Annotated in this window: 16 protein-coding genes; 5 read left to right on the forward strand and 11 right to left on the reverse strand. The window is 44.9% G+C overall.

Annotated elements, in window-relative coordinates:
* Positions 1–29: 29 nt before the first annotated feature.
* The 5 genes from AC58U0_RS25170 to AC58U0_RS25190 form a co-directional block, all read right to left on the reverse strand.
* Positions 30–1,223, reverse strand: a complete 1,194-nt coding sequence (locus AC58U0_RS25170) for a helix-turn-helix domain-containing protein (RefSeq protein WP_497381655.1) — start codon at positions 1,221–1,223, stop codon at positions 30–32.
* A gap of 78 nt (positions 1,224–1,301) precedes the next feature.
* On the reverse strand, positions 1,302–2,861 hold the full coding sequence (gene hutH / locus AC58U0_RS25175; RefSeq protein ID WP_497381656.1) for a histidine ammonia-lyase: 1,560 nt from the start codon (positions 2,859–2,861) through the stop codon (positions 1,302–1,304).
* Positions 2,862–2,960: 99 nt separating this feature from the next.
* Complete coding sequence (locus AC58U0_RS25180) at positions 2,961–4,292, reverse strand: MFS transporter (RefSeq protein WP_057306698.1); 1,332 nt, start codon at positions 4,290–4,292, stop codon at positions 2,961–2,963.
* Between the two features lie 631 nt (positions 4,293–4,923).
* On the reverse strand, positions 4,924–5,352 hold the full coding sequence (locus AC58U0_RS25185; RefSeq protein WP_497381657.1) for an MFS transporter: 429 nt from the start codon (positions 5,350–5,352) through the stop codon (positions 4,924–4,926).
* A gap of 70 nt (positions 5,353–5,422) precedes the next feature.
* On the reverse strand, positions 5,423–6,295 hold the full coding sequence (locus AC58U0_RS25190) for a helix-turn-helix domain-containing protein (RefSeq protein ID WP_497381658.1): 873 nt from the start codon (positions 6,293–6,295) through the stop codon (positions 5,423–5,425).
* A gap of 143 nt (positions 6,296–6,438) precedes the next feature.
* Between AC58U0_RS25190 and AC58U0_RS25195 the strand changes: the two genes are divergently transcribed.
* From AC58U0_RS25195 to AC58U0_RS25205, 3 genes are all read left to right on the forward strand, one after another.
* Positions 6,439–8,016 (forward strand): HEAT repeat domain-containing protein, encoded by a 1,578-nt coding sequence (locus tag AC58U0_RS25195; RefSeq protein WP_497381659.1) that lies wholly within the window; start codon positions 6,439–6,441, stop codon positions 8,014–8,016.
* Positions 8,017–8,240: 224 nt separating this feature from the next.
* Positions 8,241–9,140: an AraC family transcriptional regulator gene (locus AC58U0_RS25200; RefSeq protein WP_497381660.1), complete on the forward strand. Its 900-nt coding sequence runs from the start codon at positions 8,241–8,243 to the stop codon at positions 9,138–9,140.
* A 67-nt stretch (positions 9,141–9,207) separates the two neighbouring features.
* Complete coding sequence (locus AC58U0_RS25205; RefSeq protein WP_164484193.1) at positions 9,208–9,369, forward strand: hypothetical protein; 162 nt, start codon at positions 9,208–9,210, stop codon at positions 9,367–9,369.
* Between the two features lie 89 nt (positions 9,370–9,458).
* Here the strand turns inward: AC58U0_RS25205 and AC58U0_RS25210 are convergent, their stop codons facing one another.
* The 5 genes from AC58U0_RS25210 to AC58U0_RS25230 all read right to left on the reverse strand — a co-directional run bounded on the left by AC58U0_RS25210 (position 9,459) and on the right by AC58U0_RS25230 (position 16,973).
* Entirely contained in the window at positions 9,459–10,961 is a 1,503-nt protein-coding gene (locus AC58U0_RS25210; RefSeq protein WP_497381661.1) for an MDR family MFS transporter, read from the reverse strand.
* 282 nt (positions 10,962–11,243) lie between these two features.
* Entirely contained in the window at positions 11,244–13,289 is a 2,046-nt protein-coding gene (locus AC58U0_RS25215; protein WP_497381662.1) for an alpha-galactosidase, read from the reverse strand.
* An 84-nt stretch (positions 13,290–13,373) separates the two neighbouring features.
* Positions 13,374–15,008: a type 2 periplasmic-binding domain-containing protein gene (locus tag AC58U0_RS25220; RefSeq protein WP_497381663.1), complete on the reverse strand. Its 1,635-nt coding sequence runs from the start codon at positions 15,006–15,008 to the stop codon at positions 13,374–13,376.
* Between the two features lie 119 nt (positions 15,009–15,127).
* On the reverse strand, positions 15,128–16,018 hold the full coding sequence (locus tag AC58U0_RS25225) for a carbohydrate ABC transporter permease (RefSeq protein WP_497381664.1): 891 nt from the start codon (positions 16,016–16,018) through the stop codon (positions 15,128–15,130).
* 31 nt (positions 16,019–16,049) lie between these two features.
* Positions 16,050–16,973, reverse strand: a complete 924-nt coding sequence (locus AC58U0_RS25230; protein ID WP_497381665.1) for an ABC transporter permease — start codon at positions 16,971–16,973, stop codon at positions 16,050–16,052.
* A gap of 227 nt (positions 16,974–17,200) precedes the next feature.
* Here AC58U0_RS25230 and AC58U0_RS25235 point away from each other — a divergent pair, with 227 nt between their 5' ends.
* Both AC58U0_RS25235 and AC58U0_RS25240 read left to right on the forward strand, forming a co-directional pair.
* The gene (locus tag AC58U0_RS25235; RefSeq protein ID WP_497381666.1) at positions 17,201–18,739 is read left to right on the forward strand and encodes a response regulator transcription factor; all 1,539 of its coding nucleotides are present in this window, start codon (positions 17,201–17,203) and stop codon (positions 18,737–18,739) included.
* Positions 18,740–18,756: 17 nt separating this feature from the next.
* Positions 18,757–20,511, forward strand: coding sequence for a cache domain-containing sensor histidine kinase (locus tag AC58U0_RS25240; RefSeq protein WP_497381667.1), 1,755 nt, complete (start codon positions 18,757–18,759; stop codon positions 20,509–20,511).
* A gap of 886 nt (positions 20,512–21,397) precedes the next feature.
* On the opposite strand, the gene AC58U0_RS25245 is transcribed toward AC58U0_RS25240, so the two are convergent.
* Complete coding sequence (locus AC58U0_RS25245; protein WP_497381668.1) at positions 21,398–25,525, reverse strand: OmpL47-type beta-barrel domain-containing protein; 4,128 nt, start codon at positions 25,523–25,525, stop codon at positions 21,398–21,400.
* Positions 25,526–25,644: the final 119 nt, after the last annotated feature.

Below are 25,644 nucleotides of genomic sequence, written 5' to 3' on the forward strand. Positions count from 1 at the left end.
ATTGGCTTTAAGTGATTATACCTATAACACTAGCACTGGGCTGATGACCGATAGTCCGTCGGGCTGCACCCCATAATCATTTTAAATTTCCTTGCAAAATAGTTCGCATCCTGAAAGCCAACTCGCGCGGCAATCTCTTGCATGGTCAATTCCGTTTTCTCTAACAAATAAACGGCCTTCTCAATACGAACTTTATTTAGAAAATCGACAAAGCTTACACCCGCTTCTTTTTTGAATACATGGGCAAAATAATGGGTGCTTAAGTAACAATGCTGGGCAATTTCTTTTAATAGCATTTTGTCTTGATGATGCTCTCTTATATAGACAATAGCGGATCTCACAATGGGGGACACCTCTAAGGCATGATCGTCCGATACCTGCCTGGCCAGCTTCCTCCAGTATGCGCACAGCTTTTTAACAAATTTGTCATATCGAATGGTACTGTACAAGTCTTGAAGCATTCTCGCGTTTTCAGATAAAATTTCAGAAGCATTACCTCCTAAGTCGACAACCATTCTTGACAAAGAAAGTACTAGATCATAGGCTTCCGACTTAAATAGATCAATATTATGCTTATACGATTGGGAGAGACTTTCTAATAACTCGATCAAATAAGTGATTGAGCCTTCTTCATCACCGATCCGGACACGTGACAGCAATTCGATTTTCTCTTCGTGGGTCACAGGCTTTGCGCGTTCTTCCTGAATGCTTTTTTGTCCTTCATATTGAAAAATCATCCGGTTTCCTTGAAAGAAACGGTCGATCAATGATTCTTTGGCTTCGCTGTAGGAAAGATGAAGCTTGTAAGGATCTTCATAATAGGTGCCTATCCCGGCTGAAACGGAAAAGCCCTTCGTATCTACGAAGTTTTGAATTTTACGGACCATGCCATACGTAACTTGTTTATAAGACGCTTCTACGGGTTGAACTGATTGGAGATCCAATAGTACGGCAAGTACGCCTTCTCCAACCCATACCCACAGGAATGGCAAGGTGATGCTCTCAAAAATAGCTTCCACCAACACCTGCCCGATCTCAATACTCCATTGCAATGACTTGTCCAAGGCCAAATCCGTATAACGGTCGATGGACAAAACAATAACGACTTGGGGCCGCGGTTCGATACCAAGCCGCTCACGCATTTCTTCATAATCCGCTTCATGGATTAACGTCCCGGAAATGAGAAGTTGCGAAAAGGAGGCTTGGGCCGTATCCAATTTCATTGTCTAATCACCTCCCCTATCTTAAAAAAGGAAGCCGTTTTGCTCTTAAACTTCAGAGAAAACTGCTTCCATGTTATTTTATTCTATTTCACCTATCATGTCTTCAACAACCTTTACGATGTCGCCCTCATGAATTTGATGATAGATCGTCACGATGTCCGGATAGAGAAATCGGTCTTCCTCCACCATCGGCACTTTCGATCGTATCAGATTATATACTGCCGCAATTACCGGTGAAGGTTTCAACGGACGATGAAAATCAAGAGCTTGTACGGCCGACATTAATTCAATCGCCAAAATATACGTCAATTTCTTCGAAATTTGATAGGCTTTCCTTGAAGCCGCATATGCGAAGCTGACAACATCCTCTTGATTGGCGCAAGTGGGAACATTATCTACGGAGGCTGGATGAGAAAGAATTCTAATCTCTCCCAGCAGTCCTACAGCCGTATATTGCGGGATCATATATCCGCTGTTTAATCCTGGATTCTTCACTAAAAAACTAGGCAGCTCGCTCAGGTGATAGTTCACTAATCGGTCAATTCTTCTCTCTGCTATTTTTGCCAGATTAGCCATGGCTATACACATCGTATCTGCCTGAATGCCGACATAGGTACCGTCGAAATTACCTCCCATTAGAGCAATTCCATCATTGTCTTCGGGATAAATAACAGGATTATCGCTTACGGAGTTCAGCTCATTATGGATTGTAAAGGCTGCATCCTTCAGATTTTTTTTGGAAGCTCCATGCACTTGAGGAATGCATCGTAAACTTAACGCATCTTGCAATCGATAATCTTTATAGGTTTCAACAATTTCACTGCCTTTAAGGATTCGGATTATATTTTGTGCCGTCTTAGCCTGTTCCTCATGTTTTTTTAAAGAATGAAGTCTTGGATCAAAGGCGTGAATCGTTCCTTTCAAAGCTTCAAGTGACATGGCGCCCGCAATATCCGCGGTTTTTGCCGCTTGAATGGCATTATATAGAGTTAGAATGGCCATTGCAGTAACGGAGGATGTCCCGCTGGTCAGTGCCAGTCCTTCTTTACAGCTTAAAGTCGTAGGTTTTAATCCTGCTCTTTCAAGCGCCTCACTGCCTGAGATGAGTTCTTCCTTGTACCATGCTTTGCCCTCCCCAATAAGCACCAATGCCATATGAGCTTCCGGAGAAAGATAGCCAACGGATCCATCACCTGGAGCAAAAGGGGTAATTCCTTGATTCAATAGGGAAGCCACAAGCTCTAGCAGTTCCAACCGAACCCCGGAATAACCATGACCCAAATGAATGAGAATCATCAGTTGTATGGCTCTTACAACTTCTTTCTCTAGTGGGTCCCCTACGGAAACGGCATGCGATCTAATAATGTTGCGCTGCAGGGTCTCGGCATCTTCGGTTGAGATGATCTCTGTCACATTGCTCCCAAAGCCAGTCGTAACGCCATAAATGATGCGGTTTTCGTTTAAAAATTTCTCGATTAGGTGTCTGGATTGCTTGACGCGATCGCAGAAGCTTTGTGAAAAGGATATTTGGGCCCCATAACGGGCTACTGCAACAAATTCGGAAATTGAGATCGGATGATCGCCAAGAATCACTGTATTTATGTCTTTAGGATGTATGGGGGCAGTTTCAATTTCCATGAGAACATCTCCTTTAAAACCAATACATACTATGCAATAGTTGTCGGTTAAATATGCATACAAGAGATGTCTGAAAGACATCTCTTGTCGAAAGTTTGATTAATGATAATGGATGTCATCATCCAGAGCAAGTGATTTCGTCTCCGGCGCCCAAGCGATAGAAACGATAGTTCCAATTAGCAGTACTACGCTCATACCTATCATTGATGGGGTTAATCCCATGGAACTAACGCTTACCGGTAAAAGAAAAGTTCCAATGGCCGAACCGATTCGGCTTATTGCAGTAACAACACCAACACCAGATCCCCGAATTTCGGTGGGAAAGAGCTCGGCTGGATATACTAAGGTAAGATTGGAAGCAGCAGACATGACAAAGGTAAATAAACAAAATATTGAAATTGCCACGATATGTGAACCTGCTGGTAAAAGAGTAAGCGCAAGCAAGGAGACTGTAAGGATTATAAACGTGCTAATCGTAAAGCTCCTACGTGTATATTTCTCTGTAAACCACAGACCGGCAACCGAACCGACAAGCAGGAATAAATTCAGAATGGTGTCCATTAAGAACGTCTCTTCAAATCCCATTTTAGCTAAAATATCCGGCAGGAACGTATAAATGGCGAAGTACGGAATGACTTGACATACATAAAATAGACCGCCAAAAGCCGTACGCTTCCAAAGTTGTTTTTTGAAAAGATCTTGAAAGCGGTACGTTTTCGAGGTATGCTCCAAACGCGTTTCATCAAGCTCAGCAAGTGGTCCGATATGCTTCTTCACGATTTCCCTTGCTTCCTCCACACGTCCCATGCTAATGAGCCATCTAGGGGATTCAGGTGTTCCGATTCGCAACAGAAGAACGATTACTGCCGGGATAGCCGCACTAGCTAGCATCCACCGCCAGGAATCCGGACCGGTCTTAAGCAGATAATAACCAACAATGTTGGAGACTACATAACCGACGGTCCACATGACATTTAAGAAAGAAAGTAAAAAACCTCGATGCTTTCTAGGCGCGAACTCGGCAAGCAGCGTCGACCCAATCGCGTAATCGCCACCCAAAGCAAAACCGATCAATATACGCAGGATGAACAGAATCGTAGGATCTTGTACAAAAAATTGTAAGAAAGATGCTAAAGCAATGACTACGAAGTTACCAAGGAAGATTTTCTGTCTACCTATACGGTCAGATAATCCTCCGAGGAGTAGACTGCCGAAAAAAAGTCCGATCAACGCTGAACTTCCTATTAATCCGCTCCAAATCGGGCTAAGGTTCATTTGAGGTCCGATCAAAGTCAGAGCCATTCCTATAATACCAAGAGCATATCCATCGGAAAAATTAGAACCAAACGTAAGTGCTGTAATTTTCAGATGAAACTTATTAAGCGGCGCGTCATCAATCTTATAAGGTTTCATGGATAGTTGTACGGACATAGCAGTAACCCCCGTTTATGAAAATCGATTTTATGAATGTCTTGACTAAGCCCTCCGGAGGCAAGTAACCACTTTTAAACATGAATAAATGGTACATCTTTTCCTGCAATTTTATCAGGTTAAGTATCAAGGCGCCTCCTTCTAAATGTTAATTAACTTAACAAGAAATCAATCGAATCATTAAACCGAAATATCTATGTTAAGTTTATTAACATTAGAATACCTTCAAAACAGATGGATGGAACTAAACAATATTGCCAAACACTAGCACGATTTTGCTTTCCACTTTAGAACCAAACTGATCTCATTATTTTTGATTGTGACTAATAATGTGATACATTCCATTCTCTTTCTTCGTTCCAAAGCGATTTAAAGCGTTTTCAAATTACCAATTTTCCTTTGAAATCCGCTGCAGTAAATAAAGTATAATCGTTCATTATGGATTTCGCTCTAGATAATAATTCGGATTACTAGCACAATATTGCTGGAAAGAACTGCTACTGGAAAGGTATATGCAATGACTTGGAGCTGCCATAATTCATTCAGCATACCCAATTTCACAATAAAAATAACCATACAGCAGTTGCTGAATGGTTATTTTTAAAACTTCAAATCACATTATCCCCATCTATTATCGGGATGACGAAGTCGCCGCTTGACGGGGAATCTCCAAGCTTGACTGCTCTTTCTTATTGCCAATGATAAGATGGAGCAGCATCATAAACACGACTACTATAACCATTCCGCCAAATGCCGGAACGAAGCTGCCTGTAGCATCATGTATCCAACCAACAAAGATTGGACCCAAAGAGCCAATAACATACCCGCCAGACTGATTCATCGCTGCCCAAGCACTCGCGGTTTCCGCATCACCTGTTTCTTCCAGCGGCAGCATCAAAACGATAGGAAACAGTCCGCCTGCACCAATCCCGAGTAGGATGGCACAGAACCAGGGATTACCGTTTATCATGAAAAGAAGCAATCCTGCAAGCTGTAAAATAGCGCAGCCTAATAACCAGTACATCCGTTTAGGAAAGCGCGCAATCAGGATCGGCAGCACGAAACTGACCGGGTCACATCTTTCGCTCCATTTTACGCCTCAAATGCTGACCTTCCAGCGTCTTCTTTCCTCATAGACCTTCTCTGTTCTCTTCTCGGAACTCCCGTGGTGATAGACCGTATATCTTGCGGAACAGCTTCGAAAAATAATGCAAAGTCGAAAATCCGTGCTTGTCTGCAATCTCGGTGATGCTCAGATTCGTAAAGAGGAGGTCGTCTTTCGCCCGATTGATCCTGAATTGGATGACATACTGAGTTGGCGGCAATCCGGTTGCATCTTTGAACAAATCAAAAAAGTAACCACGGCTTATGCGCAGCTCCCTGTAATAGATCTCCAAAGGCTGCAGATTGCCTTGTACTAGATCCTGATCCAATCGTTCAAGTAACTTGGACATGCGGAGATTGGGGATATGCTCCTCTTTCAAGGCAAAAGTTAGAAAAAACTCGATAAACTGCTGGAAGCTGCTTTGGACCTTTAGGCTGCGAACGTACGTCCGCCCATTTGTATAGTGATTTTCGGTATAAAATTTCTCAAAAAAATCCATCCACAGCCGCAGCTTCTCCACTTTCACATGCTCAGGTAATGAATAAGGAAATGCAGGTCCAATCAGAGTAGGAACCAGAGTGGCTGCATCATAACAGATCATGCTCGGGTGGGTGAACTCGGCCCGACGGTCTACGTATGACCAATCGAAATAACAGCAGATGTGGACCATCGGGTCTAGGCTGTCCGCAACCCAATGGTGAGACTGCCCTGCTGGTATGTACACAAGAGAGCCGGCTACCGTTTCATAAGTGCGACCTTCGGTGTGAATGACACCTCTTCCCTCGCTAATCAAATATAGGGAGGACGCATAACAGATCCGATTGTTGCTAGTCTGTCCTTTGGAGAATGGGTACCGGGTTGCATAGTACACATAAGGATGTAAGTCGGCGAAATCCATCCATGATCACCACCTTATTCGAAAAAATTAAAATGCAATTAATATGACGATTGTACAAATAATTGACGATTTTGCAAATACAAAATAAACCGAATACTGTAGTATTTCTAAGTAAGGACGAAGATTTCTAAGGAGGATTTAACATGTTAGATACCAAGTATTTGTTGACAGATGAGCAAATGATGCAATTTATTACCAAAGGATATCTGGTGCTTCAGAACGACATGCCTCATCAACTTCATTTGAGCATCATGAACCAGATCAATCACGTTATGCATAATGAAGGAAACCCTGGAAACAACATTCTGCCTCGTGTCCCGGACATTCAGCAGCTGTTCGATACGCCGATTGTCAAGGGAGCGTTAAGCAGTGTACTTGGCCCAGACTTTTACATGCATCCACATCGACACTGTCATTACAATCAACCTGGAAATCAGACGCCGGGCGGCGGAAAATGGCACAAAGACGGCTATTGGTCTTCCATGCGCAGTCACCGACCGTGGTGGGCGATGATTTTCTATTACACCCACGATATTACCGAAGATTTAGGGCCTACGGCGATCATGCCAGGCACCCAATACTACGAGAAATTTCTCGGCGACCAAGGTGAGACGCTGCTGCCCACAGGCAAAGCGGGTACTATGGTACTCGTGCATTTCGACTTGTGGCATAGAGCTTCGCTTAATGTATCAGAACTAGATCGTTATATGCTTAAGTTTCAATTTCTCAGATTGAGCGCACCGGAGTTCCCAAGCTGGAATCATCAAAGCAGGGAGATGATTGTGCCGGAAGGAACGCCCGCTATCCATATGAATTTATGGCAAGACGTCTGGAATTGGCTTCGTGGAGAACCTACGTCCAAGCAGGTTGTCACGACAACGACCGAGGAGCGATTGTTGGCATTACGGCAAAAGCTTGAGTCAGAGAACCCGACCGATCGCGCGCGGGCGGCGGATGAATTGGGACGAATCGGTGAAGAAGCGGCTTCTTGCGCTCCCTCGCTAGGGCTTCTATTAAAAGATCCGGTGGAAACGACCGCTTTGAATGCAGCCTATGCGCTTGGACAACTTGGAACTCAAGGGATCGAGATGCTGATCAAGCAAATAACGGAGGGGTCGAGCCTGACAGCGGAACGGGCCGCATACGGATTGCAAGGAGCAGGCACTGAGGCGATTCCTGCCCTTCTCCGCGTTATGAAACATGAGGATGAAAAGCGCAGAGCACTGGCGGTTTTCGTACTCGGGATGATAGGTTCTTCCGAAGGTGAAGTAATACCCTCACTGATCTCCAGCTTGCAGGATCAGAGCGAGTGGGTTCGTCGAAATGCGGTAGAATCATTAGGTATGCTCAAGAATGCTGGTGAACAGGTTGTTGCGGCATTAGCGAAAGTATTGAAGGATTCTATACGATGTGAAACTGACGATGCTTCAGAATCAAATCATACGGAATCGATAAAGTCGTATGTAGGCGATCAGACATACATTACCAATAAGGTCGGATATACTGCGGCACTTTCATTGCTGCGCACTGGTAAGACTGGCGACGTGAAAGATGCTGTCCAATCCTTGGAGCAAGCGCTTTACAGCAAAGACCGTTACGTTAGAGCTTATGCAGCGGAAGCACTCACCCATCTGAGAACGGACGAAGCGGTAGATATCTTGATCCGATATTACCGCACTTCCCGCTGGTGTCCGGATACAAGTAAAGTTAGTACTTTTTAAGGATCCGATTACTAACTGAATACGAAAGCGCGGCTGTCCTATAAGTGGGTAAATCTACTGGAGGACAGCCCTTTAAGTTCTTGGCATGCCATTTGACGAAATGCAGTTTATGATGGATGATATTCTCATTTCAACATGAGGTGTGAACCCTACTTAATTGTGCACGATATGTCGGATGGATACATTTAATTCCTGCTATTCTTTTGATAAAGGAGGTCAGATAAATGGATTTGCTTACAAACATGAATGGTGCTTTAAGGTACATTGAAGAAAACCTTGCGAACGATATTGATTTTAAAGAAGTAGCAAGAAGGGCTTTCTGTTCCGAGTACCATTTTAAAAGGATGTTTTCCTTCCTTGCAGGTATTTCGCTATCGGAATACATCCGCCGCAGACGTCTTACTCTTGCAGCATTTGAGCTTAAAGGCAGCAGCGTTAAGGTCATAGACATTGCTGTGAAATACGGGTACAACTCACCAGATTCTTTTACTAGAGCTTTTCATAATTTGCATGGTATTGCACCGTCAGAAGCCAGAAATAATGGCCATTCACTTAAAGCTTACCCACCAATGACCTTCCAGTTATCCATCAAAGGAGGAAATGAAATGATCTATCGAATAGAAGAAAAAGAGGCATTTCGCATTGTTGGAATTAAGAAAAGAGTTCCCATCCAATTCAACGGGGTTAATCCAGAAATTGCCGCTATGTGGAAAAGTTTAGATGGTGAAACGATCAATAATCTTAAAAAACTTTCTAATTTCGAGCCTAATGGACTGCTTAGTGCATCCACAAACTTTTCTGAAGGCAGGATGGAGGAAAAAGGAGAGTTTGATCACTATATTGGCGTAGCAACAACGAATGAGTGTCCAGATAACCTAACACAGTTGGATGTTTCCGCCTCAACATGGGCTGTATTCGAAGCAATCGGACCTTTTCCTGATACACTGCAAAATGTATGGGGACGCATTTATTCCGAATGGTTTCCATCCTCAAACTATGAAGCAATAGAAGGTCCAGAGATCCTTTGGAATGAGAATAAAGATGTAACCTCACCAACTTTTAAAAGTGAAATATGGATACCGATTTTGAAAAAGTCCATTCAGGAGCACTTCCAATCGCTGTAATCGGTATAAAAATTTCATAAGGTGGAAAACTATTCCTTGTTGTTATTTTTAATAAAGGAGGTGTCACATGCCCAATCAAGATAATCAGGCAACAAAGGCAGAAGTACAGTCTACGGAGTTAAACAAAATGCCTGTCCCAGGTAAAGATGATACGGAATTTTCCGCAGAGGAAGCAGCAGAGGCATTTAAAGAAAATCAATCCTCCAGCAGCAGCTCACAAAATCAATGATCTTACTAAGTAATGCGAAAAAAGCCCGGTTCCACTTGGACCGGGCTTTTCGTTTTCTATAAAAGTATTTATCGCAACAATTTGTCAGATTAATGACCAACCATTATTGGAATTTCTGCACCGTCCGTGGACTCGCCTTCCAACTTCTTGGGCTTTTGCAGCATAAGACCTAGCAATCCGCCGACAACTGCGATACCCAGCAGAACTAAGAACGTGTATCCAAAGGAAGAAGCATACAAGTCTAAATCCGGCTTCTGCTTACCTGATTCAACCATTAAATTTTTCATCTTCGTTGTAAAGATCGTCATCAAAATGGCGATAGCGAAGGACATCATCACTTGCTGTGCGGCGTTCGTTAGCGACGTTACACGCCCAACCAAATTCTGAGGTGCGGATTGGATCAAATGATTATTGAGAGGCATCATAAACAGTCCCATTCCCGCACCTAGCAGTGCAAGCGGCAGAATCACTGCACCTACACCTGAATCGCCAGAAATATTGGATAGTAACAAGGCTGAAATCGTTGTAAGAGCCATTCCCGCCAAGACGAGCGGACGCGCTCCGAAACGATCTGACAGTTTACCGCCAATTGGCATAAATAAACCGGAAGCCAGAGCTTGCGGAAGCATGATGAGTCCTGTCTTCAAAGGGCTATAGCCATGGGCTTGTTGTAAATATAAGGGGACAAGGAACATAGTTCCGAACATCGCAATCTGTGAAATCCATTGCACGATGATCCCTTTTGTAAAATTACCTGAGCGGAAAACGCGAAGCTCGAGCAGCGGATTCTCACGTCTTAATTCCACAATAACGAATAAAATAAGCGCCACAATACCGATTCCTGAGCCGATCAGCGTATCAGCATCCATCCAAGTGGATTTCCCGGTAATCGGGTCAATACCGCCATTAGAAACACCGTACACTAGTGCTGCAAAAGCAATTGGACCTAACAGCATGCCAAGTAAATCCAAGGATGCAACCGACTGCCGCCCAATATTCGGTAATGTACGGATTCCGAGGATAATACCGATGACACCGATAGGCAGGTTAATCAGGAAGATCCACTGCCAGCTGTGATATTCAACCAACCAGCCTGCAACGACAGGTCCTAGTGCCGGACCTAGCAAGATTGGAATCCCCATCATGCCCATAACTGCCCCTACTTTTCCCGGCGGCGACAGACGATAGATGAACGCCATAGCAATCGGTACCACAACACCGCCACCGAGGCCTTGGATGATACGGAAAGTAATCAGCATTTCAACCGAATTAGCCAGCGCACATAGGCCAGAACCGATCGTGAATAGACCTACCGAGATCAAGAATATTTTCTTGGCGCCAAATCTGTCGGATAGCCAGCCCGCTAAAGGAATGACCGCGGCTTGTGCCAGCGCATATCCGATCACGGTCCATTGTACTAAAGACAAGTTCAATAGTTTAAATTCTTCCTGCAACTTGGGAAGAGCAACGTTTACCGCCGTTCCGTCCAATATGACCATGAAAATCCCAACCACAATTGCGACCAAAGGCCCTAGTATGCTTCGCATTGAAAACGGGGCTTCTGTTGCTGCATTGTTATTACCTGAAGACATGTATTCCCTCCATCCGATTCAGCATCCTCTGCTGATCTCTCTTGTCTAATACTTAATTTTACGGACAATTGTCCGTTTCACAAATGATGCTATCGAAATATAGTTTATTTGTCAATAGGCTGGGAGATGTTCTCGGCACTGAGATAGCCTATAAAGGTTGCTGCAAACCAAGTTACTCTCAAAACGTATATTCTTACATTTATTTGCTTATCCGTGAAATGTTGTATTTTGCACAACTTTAGGCACCGTGCAAAAAAGAGCTGCCGAAGCAGCTCCTTCCCGCTAAAGAATCAACTTAATAATCTTCGACTCCGCCGGTTCCAAGCGAACGCTTATGTCTCCTGATGACTGATGGGCGGTTCCCTCCCATAGATCATGCAGCTCATAAGTCGCATTTTTGGGCAGACCCAAACGCTCGATGGATATACGTTTCTCAACCGTTTCATCTTTATTATAGTTAAACACAGCTATAAAACAGTCGTCATTTGTCATTTGGAAAAAAACATCATCAGACGCCGCATCGGTATTTCCCTCAAGCGGAATAAAACTTATTCCTGTCTTTGCAATTTTTAGCAGCTCCGCCCGGGTTAACCAGTCCTCTGCCCTGATTCTTGCTTCCTCCTTACGGAAATCGTCCCCCATCAGAAGTACCGTTCCGGCAATAAGAGAAGCGTTTAGACGACTCCTGCCTTCCTGCACCATCGTAGGTTCTTGGTTATAGCTCTTATACAGAACAGTATGGTCAGGATCATTGAAAGGATAAATGCTCCCATTCATCCACCAACCATATGTAAGTGAATTCAACATATACTCCGTATCTTTCAGTGTACCGAAAGCATCACATGAGATGCGCCTGCTATGGGCGTATTGATGGGGAAACATCGGCGCGATGGACAAGTTGATAAAGAATGGCCGTCCGATAACCTTGGGATCAAGCCTATTCTTGATCAACGCCATACCAAGGTTGTACGCTTGAAGCCCTGTACGCACTTCTTTATCGAAGTGCACGCCTTCCAAAGCACCGTGTCCAAGGAAGTCGAGTTTAATGTACTCGAAGCCCCACCTGACAAAACGTTCAAGATGCCACTCCGTCCGCATCAGATTGCCAGGGTTCGTAGGATCAATTGCAAATCCGCCGTCCAATTCGGGTAAAATTTGCCCATGCTCATCACGCAGCAGGAGATCTCTGTACGTATACTTGCCGTCCGTGCCTTCCACAACCCGATCGAAATCATTCCCCCAGAAGGCAAAAGGTGTCCAATAAATGCCGGGCTTTTGTCCATTGTTGCGAACATGACGTACGGCGTCTTCGAGCTGCTGCTGTGTTAAGTTCGACCAGAAGGAATCAAAGTTCATATAAACTGTCCCTTGATGATGAAACCCGCCATCGTGCAAGCTTTTTAAGAAGTCCGACGTATGGGTGTAAAGCTCGTAATCGAGTTCTCCCCCTGCCGCCGACCAGCTATTCCATCCAAACGGAACACCGTGTTCCCATTGAAGAGGTGGAGCTATCACAGCATTGGCTTTTCCGTATTCTTCTAATCCGGTTCTGTAATCCGAATACATACCCACAAAGATACGCGGTGAAGCAATCGTTTTGCCGATCAGTGTACCGTGAGGAATGCTATCGCGCGTATACTCGCCTGCTGCTCCACCGTATACCTCCAGATGGTGAATAGCCGCTCCTTCATGTCCGATCACTTTCAGTCCGGTTTTCCATGTATCATGGGTAACCGAACCAACAACTAGCCCTTTTCTCGATGCAGGTTCGAAAATAGCCGTTACCTCATAGCTTTCCAGCTGGTTCGGCATGGCGGTTGATTCGTAACGTACCCACTTATCGTTATCGAATGGCACCAACAACGCTCGCAGTTCCTCGGCCGCTATTTCCAAAGAAATCGCCGATGATCCCTTAGCTGCGTCCGCCGTCAATGGAGAAATATAGTTTGTCTCCAATGCTTCCGATACACCCTCCAGCTCAACCTGAACGAAAAAGTATGGCACTTTTTCATAAAGCCAAAACGTCTGCGTCATGACCGGAAGCAATTCAGCCGAATGAATCACAGAGAAACGGCAGCCTGTACCGAAATCATCATGGATCATTTGAGTGCTGCTAGCGGCCAGCTTGTGCTCCGAATATTCGGTCGAAGCAACGTATTTGCCTCCTTCGATCCGCGCTGCACTGTAAGCGCCGCTCAAGCAGCCACCGGAATCCCATTCATAATCGGTTAATCCGCTCGCCAGATCGACGATAATTCGGCATAACCCATTTTCTCCAACCACTTGCCCGTTTAACTCTTGAAAGGTAATCGTACTGGTTGTCATCATTAACCTGCTCCCTTCATGCCTAAAGACATTTAAATGAAGAAGGAAGCCGGAACAGTGCCTCGGCTTCCTGATCTGCATCCTCTCTTATTTCCAAAGATCCATGCGTTTCTTATAGTTGTCGTTAATGATTTTCTCCACTTTCTCATCGCCAGCTGCCTTCATATCGGCAAGCATTTTATCGAATAGAGCGGCTGCATCCGTATCGGTCTTGGAGATGATGACTTTCGTAATCGTTTGGCTCATAATATCTGAAATCTTCTGGCTAACGAGCGCATCCGGGGTGCCGCCGGCAGGGCCGAGATTATCATAAGCCGAAGTTTCCCACACCGTATCGGACAAGTTCTTCAGTGCCATCTGGTCGATCTCGCCACGCTGGTAACGGCCCGGCAAATCATACGGCGTACCGTCGGAGCCTTTACCGTTCTTCACGAACCAAGTCCATTTGCGAATACCGGTTTTCTTCGCGAAGTTATCCCAATCGTCTTTAAAGCCTTGAAGAACTTCCGGACGCGGCGTATGCTTGCCGTCCTTCATATCCCAGTGCACTCCCTCTATCCCCCACATCAGAAGGTATTGGCCTTCTTCACTAGCTAGGAAGTCAATGAGTTTCATCGTTCTTTCTGGGTTTTTATTCGTCTTTGTGATCGCAATCGCATCCCAACCAAGCGAGCTTTTTGGCCCTAATGTCGTTTTTGCCGGATCAACGCCAGGTCCCACAAGCTTATACGGGTAGAGCTGCTTTTCAGGTCCGCCAGCTTTCTTAAGCACACCATTAGGCGTTCCGAAATCCCAATAAGCGCCTGGTGATGCAAATACGAGTCCATTAGAAATTTTTTGCTCCCACGTTTGTTTCTTGTTGACTGGCCATTCCGGATCAATCAAACCCTCTCGGTACAGCTTATTCAAGTACATCAGCATGTTCTTATATTTCGGGTCCTTCACATCGTACTTCAGTGTTCCATTATCTTCGAAATAAGTCTTCATCCCCCACATGCCTTTAAACGTTCCGAGCACAGCACCCATATTTTCACCGTTGAAGCTCATCGGGAATACGTCTTTGCCGTCCGCTTTGCCAAGCTTTGTTTTGAAATCTTTCAGCAGCGCCTCGAATTCATCTGCCGTGAACGGCTTTCCGCCTTCAGCTTTGTCCGGAGCAATCTCTTTAAGCCAATCCTTGCGCATATTTATGCCGAATACAGGCTCATTCTCCGGGCCGTACCAGTTAGAAAGATAATAGTTTTTCCCGTCGGTAAACCGTGTCTTTTTCAAAGTGTCCCCATACATTTTCTGCACGTTGGGACCGTATTTCGCAATCAGATCATCCAGCGGAATAATCGCCCCTGCGGCGATGTACTTACTAACGATATCTCCTCCGCGGTCCATTAGCACAAGATCCGGCAAATCGCTGCTGGCGAGCATCAGATTTAGTTTTTCTGAAGGATTGCCCGTTGGCTGCTGAATTTCGATCGTAACGCCCGTCCGTTTCGTTATTTCCTTGGCAACCTCGTTCGTGAAGGCGTCGCCTGTATTTTTATCAAAGAACGTCATTTTAATCGGAGTCATATCGTTTGCTTTGCTATCGGTTGCTTTGCTATCGGTTGAGGCAGCCGGCTTAACGCTTGGCGAAGCCGTATTTTCTTTTGTAGAGCAACCAGCGATGACGGAACCCAGAAGAACCGTTGAAAGCAGTACGTTGAACGTTTTCTTGGTCTTGAACATGGATTAAAATCCCCCTTGACTAATGTATTGAAAACTTTTGATTACCTTTTATAGGATATCGTCCTATCCTCTGCGGATTGTGCTCTCAACCACCGCCTTTCAAGAATGAGAAAGCTGGTTTAGGCTTTAACTGCTCCCACGGTCATACCTTTAACAAAATACTTTTGCAGGAACGGATATACAATGACAATGGGCAGTGTTGCGACGATCGTTGCAGCCATGCGGATCGAATCTGACGATACGGCGAGGCGTTTGGCGGAATCCGCCATCTGCTGCGCATCCGACACCATAGATGATGTCTGATATTGATTCAGTATTTTGACGAGAACAGCCTGCAGTGTCTTCAGTTCAGGTTTATAGGTGAATACATAAGAATCAAACCAAGAATTCCAATGGCCGATCGCCGTAAACAACCCTATCGTAGCAAGGACCGGAGTCGTTAGCGGCAATACGATCTTGACGAAAATTTGCAGATCGTTCGCGCCGTCCATCTTCGCAGATTCATCTAACTCCCCAGGGAGCTGCTGAATAAATGTGCGTACTAATATCATAAAAAACACATTCATAAGACCTGGCGCAATGTACACCCAGAAGGAATCTATAAGGTGCAGGCTCTTTAAGATCATATAGTAGGGGATTAAACCGCCGCCGAAGTACATCGTGAATATGAAGAAAAGTGTGATGAACTTCCCACCGACCAAATCACGCTTGCTGAGCGGGTAAGAAAGCAGACTGATTACCAGAACAGCTAGCGGCGTGCCGATCAACGTACGTGCTAGAGTCACTTTGACCCCATTAATAATTTCCTGATCGCCTAAAATCTGTGCATAGCTTGTTAAGGAAAACACCCGCGGCCAGAAATAAACGCCGCCCCGGATCGTATCCTCCGCACTGTTTAGAGACAGGACGAGAATGTTCCAGAAGGGGTAGAACGTTGCAATAAATACCAGAAGAAGAAACGCATAAACGAACCAGGCGAAGACGATATCGCCACTGGATTTTGTTCTCATTCAGACCCACCCTTTCCTATCTTTTTCTTATTTAGAACAAAGATTGCTGATTCATTCGCTTGGAGAGTGTATTGACGCTGACGACCAGGATGAAGGCAATGACCGATTTGAACAATCCAACCGCAGCGCCATAAGAGAACATGCCGTTCTGCAGTCCGTATCGGTACGTATAGGTATCGATAACGTCCGAATATTTCAAGATTGTGTTGTTTTGCAACAAATACTGCTGATCAAACCCCGCGTTCAATATACCTCCCACTGACAAAATGGCCAGAATTACAATCGTTGGGCGTAAAGACGGGAGTGTGACGTGAAACATTTGGCGCATGCGGCTAGCACCGTCAACTTTGGCTGCTTCATATAGTTCGGGATTAATAGCCGATATTGCAGCTAAATACATAATTGCGTTAAATCCCATATCTTTCCACATATTGGATACAGCAATGATCCCCCAAAAATAATGGCCGTTTTGGAAAAATTGCACCGGTTGCTCCGTAATGTGCATAAGCATCAACAACTTGTTGATCAGCCCCTGCGAGGATAGCAGCGTTATGATGATGTTTGCCGCTATGACCCAAGATATAAAGTGAGGCAAATACGAAACCGTTTGTACCACTTTTTTGAATACACCGGTCTTTACCTCATTGATCATTAGGGCCAGCAGAATCGGGGCCGGAAATCCAACCAGCAACGATAAGAAGCTTTGCGCAATCGTATTGCGCATGATGATATAAAAATCACCGCTTGTAAAGAAGTACCGAAACCACTCAAAACCGACAAACTTGCTCGTAAAAAACTGGTGGAAAAAGGAACCACCGCCGGGCGAGTAATTGATGAACGCCATGTACAAGCCGAACATCGGACCATATGAAAATAAGATGGTAGAGATGAAGGCGGGCAGAATCATTAAGTATAAATATTTTTGTCCTTTCATCCTTTTCAGTCGCGCTTCCATACGTATAACCCGCCTTTTCCAGGCTGCGGCGGCTTGTGCCGCTCAGTCACAACCAATCATTTTGTATATTTTCATTATAGGAATGAGCAGAAAACAATTCTATACAAGCATCTTCAGAAACGTATTCCAAATGAACGATCCTTTGGAAAGATCATTGTTTATTTGAGTTATACGTTTTACAATAAAATTGGGTAAGATCAGCGTTTGGAAAGGTGGGAGCGCTTTCAATGTACAGCATACTGCTTGTAGACGATGAAAAAATGGAGCTCGAGATGCTGGCGGATTACGTTCGTTGGGGAGATATGGGCATTCGTGTCGCTGGCACGGCGAAGAACGGCAGAGAAGCGCTTCTGCGCATGGAAGAGCTTCGTCCTGATATCATATTAACGGACGTTCGTATGCCGATTATGGACGGACTGGAATTTAGCAGACGGGCCAAACAAATCAATCGCAATGTCCAGATCGTATTCCTAAGTGGACACGATGAGTTTCAATATATTAAAGCGGCACTTTCCGTGGAAGCAATCGGCTATTTGTTGAAACCCCTTGATATGGGGGAGCTCCAGCATTTAATGGAGAAAGTCAAACAGAAGTGCGAGGAATTCCGGATTTCCTCCCAAACCTCTGAAGTACTAAAGGAGACCTATCTGAGGGAGCTGATCTTGGAAAGTAGTCCCATGGTTCGATCCCAATGGATTGATAAATTGTTACTACTGCCTTCTATGATTCCTTCGAGCGTTTTTATTCAAATTTTATATATAACGGTTGAACCATCCAGCAATTATGGGTTGGAGCTCGTGTCACTTATCCGCAATTTCACGCAGGCGGAAATCCCCCGTTCCTTTCTCTGTCAAATCAAGGAAGGAACATTCGTACTTCTCTGTCATAAGCTTGATACCCCGCCAATAGAACTTTGCCATGCTGCGGAGCAACTAATTCGGAATGTAAACGACAGCAACGACGCCATCATTTCAATCGGCGTATCCGACGTTGGTAGGGGTCTCGAAAGCGTATACGATTTATGTGCAGGCGCTAAACGAGCGAATGAAAGCAAATTTTATTTCGGCTTGGGATCGTGTACAAAGGCCGATCAAGCTGTCGAGCCGGTCTTCAAAGAGGTGAACCCGGAACCGGTAATTGCATCTCTTTGTCATGCCATTTCACACTTGCAGGAATCTGTGGCTATCACCGTGATTCAAGATTTCTTTGACACTATGCGCACCTCGAAGGTCGATCGGGACCTGGTATGTTCAAGCTCGTTGCGGCTTATTACGGCCATTGAGCAGCATTTTGCCAATTTACTCGGGGGTGACTCCGTCAATTCGATGTATGTCGACGATTGGAAGCGTATCGCCAATTACTCCACCATAAATGAAATCGAAAATCATATCCTAGAGGTCTGCCATTCCATCCTTTCCCTAATGAAGGAAAAGGACAAGGACAAGAATCTTCATATCATTCATCAAATCGCAAGCCTCATCGACCGCAGCTTCAGCAGACAGTTGACCATCGAAGATATCGCTAAACAGGTGTATCTGTCACCCAATTACGTGCGAACCCTATTTAAAGATAAAACAGGAGAAACAATATTGGAATATTTGACCCGTGTACGGATTCATCATGCTGCTGAACTGCTTAAAGACAAATCCAAAAAAATCCATGAGATTGCTGCATCCGTTGGCTACGAAAACGTCTCTTATTTTTGCTCTGTGTTTCAAAGGTTCAAAGGAACGACACCCAACGAATACAGGAAAAAACTTTTATGATACAAGGAAGATTGCCAATGCCACTCCGGTTTATTGCCAAAACGTTTCTTAATCTCAGTTTGCGCAGCAAGTTGTTCGCCGTCTTTTGCATCGTTTCGATCTTACCCTTATTGTTTTTCGTCAAATATTCCTATGACACGACCAAACGGGAACTAACGACGCAAATCTATACCAATATGATTGCAACGACAGATCAACTTAACGCCAACTTGGAAACGAAGCTAGATTCCTATTCGAAAATATCCGCATCCATTTATTTGGATAATACGCTGCGGTTGCTGCTGACCAAAGATTACACCGAAAACAGTACAGACTACTTGGATTCGTACATTTACTTCAATAATGTGATTAATAATGTACTGGCAACTAATCCCGACATTCGTGCGGTATCCATCTACACGAGCAATACGACATTTCCTGCGGACAGCGTATATATTAAGCGAATTGATGCTGAGGCAAAAGCAACCAATTGGTACGAGTCAATCTCCCATTCTTACGGGAATGTGACTTACAGCGTATCCGCAACAAATACTGGCACTGAACCTGTATTCAAGCTAGCGCGTTTGCTCAATAACAACAGCCTTAACTATCCTTACGGTATTCTTACGTTCGATATTGCCGAAGCCGACATTTATCGGCTTATGGAAAAGGAAGATAAACAAAAAGACATTTATATCGTTAACGAAAATGGAAATATCTTATCTAACCGCAACAAAGCGCTTCTGAACCAAAATATCGGCACACTGATCCCCGGTACTTTCGGTGAGAAAAACTCAGGGAGTTTCGATAGTATGTACAATGGAGAGAAATCGCTCGTCGTTTACAATACGATCAAGAATGGCTGGAAAACAATTTCCGTCATCCCTTACAAGAGCTTTATTACCAACGCTCAAATCGCCTCCAAGCGAATTCTAATCATTGCTTTGAGCAGCATAGCGATCTCCGTTGTTTTGATTTATATAACCGCACGGCTCTTCACCAAACGGATCGAATCCCTGCTTCAAGTTATCCGGCGGGTAGAACGGGAAGATTTCAATGTCAACATGACGTTTATGGGGCATGACGAAATTGGCCAGTTATCCTTTGCATTCAAAAAAATGACAGGTCGCCTGAAAGAACTGATTAATGAGGTCTACAAGAAGGAAATTTCGAAGAAAGAAGCGGAAATGAACATGCTGCAAGCCCAAATCAATCCGCATTTTTTATACAATACGCTAGCGTCCATCTCAGCACTCGCCGTTAAGCACCGAGATAACACCATTAATGAAATGGTCTCACACCTTGCCAAGTTTTACCGGATCTCTTTAAATAAAGGAAAAATGATATTGCCCATCAGTGAAGAAATCAAACTCACCAAGTATTACATCGCTATCCAACAGATTAGGTTCGAGGGACTGCTTCGGCTCCATTATGCGATTGACGATTCCTTACTTGTTTATCAGACGGTTAAGCTGGCGTTACAGCCATTTGTCGAAAATGCCATCAATCATGCCGTTTGGGACGATGAAGTTGGAATTAATATCATCATCAAGGTGTACAAAGATGATCGTGATATTTATCTGGAAGTGATCGACGACGGGATGGGCATGCGGACCGAAACACAGGAACGTGCTCTGAGTAAAATCGACAACGTCTCGGGTTATGGGATTACCAATGTTGACCAGCGAATCAAATTAGCATTTGGCGACGAATACGGTGTTACGCTTTATAGTAAGTTCGGCATCGGGACGAAGGCGCAAATTCGTATTCCGCTGCACGGTATTAGTTCGTAAGCATGATTAGATAAACGGCTTAAATCGGAATCCATTGTACGATATGATCACTTGAAGTTGCCGGATGTACGAATGAACGAATGTTTGTTTATGGGTCGGATGGATATGTATGTATGTATGTATGTATGTATGTATGTATGTATGTATGTATGTATGTATGTATGTATGTATGTATGTATGTATGGATGTATGGATGTATGGATGTATGGATGTATGGATGGATACCTAAGCACGATTTGTTGATGTTGCAGAAAGTGCAACAATTTCAGCCTAAATGCGCCTCTCTCCCCTTGATGTTGCATAACGTACAACAATTTGGGCCCTATACAGGCCATTTCGCAACAAAATGGTTCAAAATGTTGTACAAACTACAACATCAGCTTGCAAAATAGCCGTTGGACGTGTGGATTGTTGTACAAATTACAACATTGGCTAACTATGATAGCCGCTCTACCTTCACGAAGCTGTTCGTCACCTCCCCCTAACCCACATAAATTGCAAAAAAATGGCTGTCCCTGAAATGATAAAGACATTAGAGGGGCAGCTTTTTCATAGATACATTGCATCCATCAGTGTAGGCTTCCACTAAGGGGAACGTAGTAACGCTATTTACGTGAAATATGCTCAAACTCAAGAAATGAGGAACGTAGTGACGCTATTCCATTGTTTTTAGCTTCGAACAGCTCAAATTTCATCGAATAACGCACTCTCGTTCCGCTAATTCAATTTTCAGCTCATTTCATCCAATTTAGCGGCATGTCGTTCCGTTAAGAACAACGCTGACCAAAAAGGACCTCCCCCTATTGGCGGAAGTCCTCATATAACCATCTTTAAGTTAGTCCCCGTCAAGGTTTATAGCCCTTTGGTGACAACCCTTTCCTTAAAGCTATTTACTGGCATTTTGGATCAAGTAATCAATATCAGCGATGAGGATCGCAGAGAATTCTTTGGTGATCTTTTTGCCGGTTAAAGCTTCCACAAAAATGCGCAGCGCCTTTAATTGGCGGACAGTCACTTCTTTATTGTTGCTGCGAATAATTGTTTCCACTTTGGCAAGCAATTCCTTGCCTTTGTCCGAAATCGTGATCGAACCGTTCGCAACACCGATGTTGATGAGATCAATGAAATGATTGGCATCGATCTGTACCTGTAGCGTATACGTATTCGCTGTTACGTTGCCGGCCAGATCCGTCCCGGTAATCTCGATCACATGGTTTCCAACGGCTAAAGCTGCAGGAGCAGCTTTGATTGGATTGCTCGTGATTTTCTTATCCAGTTGAACGGTGCTATTACTTATGCCGCTTAACGCATCCGTGATCTGAACAGTCAGGCTCAATGGATCTGTTTGCCAGATGGTTAATGGATCGGTTATTCGGACAACGGGTGCTGTGCGATCGATGCCGACAGTCACTTGCTTGGCTTCCTCCACATTGCCGTATCGATCCTTCGAACGATAATGAATGCTGTAAACGCCTTCCTCGGATAGTGTTACAGGTCCGTTAACCGTTATCCAATTTCCGCTATTCAACTGATATTCAGTCAAAAGTATGCCGGATCCTCCCGGTTGATCCACTGCGTTCAACGTCATAGTGATGTCTTTGTTTGTAAAAGTTCCGGAACCGCTGATCCCATCCAAGACGACGCTCGTCGTAGGAGGAATAGTATCTAGCTGAAGCTTAAACAGTTTAGACTCAGCCGGCTTCAGGGTTACGTTCAGCTTACCGCTCACCTTATCCTCGGCTCCTGACCATAAATCTGTTCGCAGATAGTTACTGGTGCCATTCAACCCCGCACGGGTCAGATCGACGGACTTTGTCGAAGAGGAAGCACCGTTGTAATTGAAGACAGCCACATAATAAGTTCCATTATCATTCAGTACGAACGTATCGGCCGCACCCGCACCGGTGTTCCCTTCGACCGTTTGGAAAGCTTTGCCCAGTAACGCGACACGGTTGACTTCTTTGTTCGTCAAAAGCTCGTTCATGTAAGCTTGAGCGGTCGCATTGCGAACGTCATCGGAATTCAAGAAGACCGTGCCTGAAATAACGGCAGAAGTTACTCTGCTGCGCGCTTCATCCAAGGAACTTGCCCTCGACAACGCCATATGATCTGGGTCGGTATACGGGTAAATCGTACCATTCTGCCACCAACCATAAGTGAGCGCGTTCAGCTCATATTCTGTCTCACTGATTTTGCCGTACACATCGCAAGAGATTCGACGGCTGTGTGCATATTGGCTGGGGAATAACGGCGCAATCGATTCGCTAATGAACATGCTGCCGCCTATGACACTGTTCACGTAGGCCATTCCTTGATTATAAGCTTGAATACCAGTGGTCACGGTTGGGTCGGCATGCTTCCCTTCCAAAGAACCGTGCGTTAAGAAATCCAATTTGATATAAGTGAAGCCTAAAGCCTTAAATTTACCCAAATAGTAGTCCATTCGTGCTTTCGTTCCTGGATGAGTCAGATCAAGCGCATAGGCGCCGTCCAGAGTAGGCAATATTTTCCCAGTGCTATCCTTCAATACAATGTCTCCGTACGTGAATTGATTGTTCGTACCCTCAACAATCTGACTCATGTTATTGCCCCAGTAAACGAAAGGCGCCCAATAAATACCAGCTTGCTGACCATTTTGACGGATTGTTGCCACCGCATTCTGCAGCTGGGTATCCGTTAAATTGTCCCAATAGGAATCCAAGTTAATGTAGAGTGCACCTTTGTTGTTAAAATTATTGTTTTGAAGGTGCGTCTTGAAGTAATTCGACGTATCTATGACATCTTGGTAGGTGAGATTGCTGCCGTAGGCCCCCCAACTGTTCCAGCCTACCGGAACTTCCTGGGCAACAGAGCCATGGAAGCTTAAAGGGGGTGTGAACACGGCGTTCGCACGTCCGTACTCCTCGAGACCCGCACGGTAATCCGCAAAATAGCCGACAAACACGGTTGGTGATGTTAATTCAGTACCAGAAATGCTTCCGTGAGCCTCGGCGTCGTGCGTTATGTTGGAGGATGCTCCGCCATACACCGTGAGGTTGTTCAATTTATTATTAAACCCGTTCCATGCAATACCCGTCTTCCAAGTATCATGAGTGACGGAGCCGATCACCAGACCCTTCCGATTCGTGTTATCGTAAATAGCCGTTACTTCATACCCCGTGTTCGAAGTGTTGATCGATTGGGCTTTATACCGAATCCAGTTATCATTATCAAATGGGACGAATAGCGCTCTATTATCCGCATTGCTTCCAATATCCACACCGCCACTATTGCTCACAATGATAGGAGCTATGTTATTCGTCGTCATGGATGAAGTGTTAACCGCTTTTAACTGAGTCAAGAAGAAGCTCTTTCCTTCATACACGGTATAAATCTGATGAAGCGCAGGTTTACCAGGTGATTCATTGATGACGGTAAAACGAAGTCCTGTACCAAAGCCGTCATGAACCGGGACGATTGCAGCATCCGATAAGGTATGACTGGTATAACTCTTGCTGGTGACGAGCTCGCCCAATTGTAAGCTGCCGTATACGCCTTTTACAATTTTTGCGTCCTTCCAGGAATAATCCGCAAGACCGCTGTCGGTATGGTACGAAATGGTAGCCTCACCGTTCGAAAATGTCGCGCCATACGTATAATGCGTCACGGTGATGGAACCGTACTGCTTCGACTCGCCGGGATCGCCAAGGCTGCCGTTGACGTTATCGTCCTCGCCAGGATTCGGTTCAATCTTCGGACCGACCACGATTTTATCCAAATCCGGGGAGTAGCCGTTGCCGTCAGCAAACTGGATCGTATTGCTGCCAGCTACTAAAGCTAAAGGAATAACGAACGTATTCACTGTGTTCCAGTCTGGTGTTTTCGGAAAATCATACGTTTCAGCGGCTCCTCCGTTAACACTGACTTGTACAGAACGAGGATCGCCGGAAATATAAGAAACGGTTACTTGATAATTTCCGGTTGAACCCACCTCAACCCCATTAAATTGCAGGGAGCTGCCTTGATATAAATTGCCGACTTTTTTGCCTTCGGAACAGCTGCTGCAGTTCGAAATGCTTGCTTTGCCTGCAAGTGTGTTAGCAGAAGCTTCTGCTTCATAGGTAACGATTTTGGGCGTCACTGCGATCTTATCGATATCAGGGGAATACGCATTGCCGTCATATAAGATGATCGTGTTGCTGCCCGCCGTTAAAGAGAGATCAACGTCAAACGTGCCGACCGTATTCCAATCCGTCGTTTTCGGCAGATCATACAGTTCGGCCGTGCCTCCGTTCGCACTGACTTGTACGGATCTGGGATCTCCGGAAATATAGTACAGTTTCACCGTGTAGACACCGGGAGCATTCACTTGGATTTGATTGAATTGCAGCGAGCTTCCTTGATACAAATTGCCGACTTTCTTGCCTCCTGAACACGTGCCGCAATTGGACACGGAAGCTTTGCCAGCAAGTATATTTACAGCAGACTCAGCCTCGTAATATTGTGCGAATGTCGGGGGCGTTTCGCTTCCGCCACCTCCTCCGGGATTCGAAGTTACTGTAGGCGCAATTACGATCTTGTCAATGTCCGGGGAATACCAATTTCCGTCGTCGAACACGATTGTATTCGTACCGGCATTTAATTGGAGCGTGACATCAAAGGTGCCGACCGTGCTCCAGTCAGCTGTTTTGGGAAAATCGAAATTTTCCGTACTCCCTCCATTTACACGGATGTTCACCGAACGAGGATCGCCGGAAATGTAAGAAACCGACATCTTGTAGCTTCCAGCTTCGCTTACGGTAATTCCGTTGAATTGCAGCGAGCTGCCTTGATAGAGGCCGCCTACCTTCTTGCCTCCCGAGCATACGGTGCATTCGGCCGCTGAGGCGTTACCGCTCAAAACATTAACCGGTGCTTCCGCTTCGTAGGTTTGGCTTTCCGCATACGCTGTTTGAACGCCAATACCCGCGTTGGAGGAGACCGTCATAAACAAAAGCATGAACAAAGCAACCCATTTCGCAATCCTTTCTCGCATAAAATCTCTCCTTGTCAAATGTAATTACATTCATGTCCATTATAGGAATGAACTCAAAGAGATCTCTACACGATTATTTTCAGAAATATAACGATAATTAACGGTCTTTGTAATTCGAC

The sequence above is a fragment of the Paenibacillus sp. J31P190 genome (genome assembly GCF_059692075.1).

Coding starts and splice junctions, on each gene's coding strand:
- AC58U0_RS25170 (WP_497381655.1), bottom strand. CDS start 1,223: ATGAAATTGGATACGGCCCAAGCCTCCTTTTCGCAACTTCTCATTTCC.
- hutH (WP_497381656.1), bottom strand. CDS start 2,861: ATGGAAATTGAAACTGCCCCCATACATCCTAAAGACATAAATACAGTG.
- AC58U0_RS25180 (WP_057306698.1), bottom strand. CDS start 4,292: ATGTCCGTACAACTATCCATGAAACCTTATAAGATTGATGACGCGCCG.
- AC58U0_RS25190 (WP_497381658.1), bottom strand. CDS start 6,295: ATGGATTTCGCCGACTTACATCCTTATGTGTACTATGCAACCCGGTAC.
- AC58U0_RS25195 (WP_497381659.1), top strand. CDS start 6,439: ATGTTAGATACCAAGTATTTGTTGACAGATGAGCAAATGATGCAATTT.
- AC58U0_RS25200 (WP_497381660.1), top strand. CDS start 8,241: ATGGATTTGCTTACAAACATGAATGGTGCTTTAAGGTACATTGAAGAA.
- AC58U0_RS25205 (WP_164484193.1), top strand. CDS start 9,208: ATGCCCAATCAAGATAATCAGGCAACAAAGGCAGAAGTACAGTCTACG.
- AC58U0_RS25210 (WP_497381661.1), bottom strand. CDS start 10,961: ATGTCTTCAGGTAATAACAATGCAGCAACAGAAGCCCCGTTTTCAATG.
- AC58U0_RS25215 (WP_497381662.1), bottom strand. CDS start 13,289: ATGATGACAACCAGTACGATTACCTTTCAAGAGTTAAACGGGCAAGTG.
- AC58U0_RS25220 (WP_497381663.1), bottom strand. CDS start 15,008: ATGTTCAAGACCAAGAAAACGTTCAACGTACTGCTTTCAACGGTTCTT.
- AC58U0_RS25225 (WP_497381664.1), bottom strand. CDS start 16,018: ATGAGAACAAAATCCAGTGGCGATATCGTCTTCGCCTGGTTCGTTTAT.
- AC58U0_RS25230 (WP_497381665.1), bottom strand. CDS start 16,973: ATGGAAGCGCGACTGAAAAGGATGAAAGGACAAAAATATTTATACTTA.
- AC58U0_RS25235 (WP_497381666.1), top strand. CDS start 17,201: ATGTACAGCATACTGCTTGTAGACGATGAAAAAATGGAGCTCGAGATG.
- AC58U0_RS25240 (WP_497381667.1), top strand. CDS start 18,757: ATGCCACTCCGGTTTATTGCCAAAACGTTTCTTAATCTCAGTTTGCGC.
- AC58U0_RS25245 (WP_497381668.1), bottom strand. CDS start 25,525: ATGCGAGAAAGGATTGCGAAATGGGTTGCTTTGTTCATGCTTTTGTTT.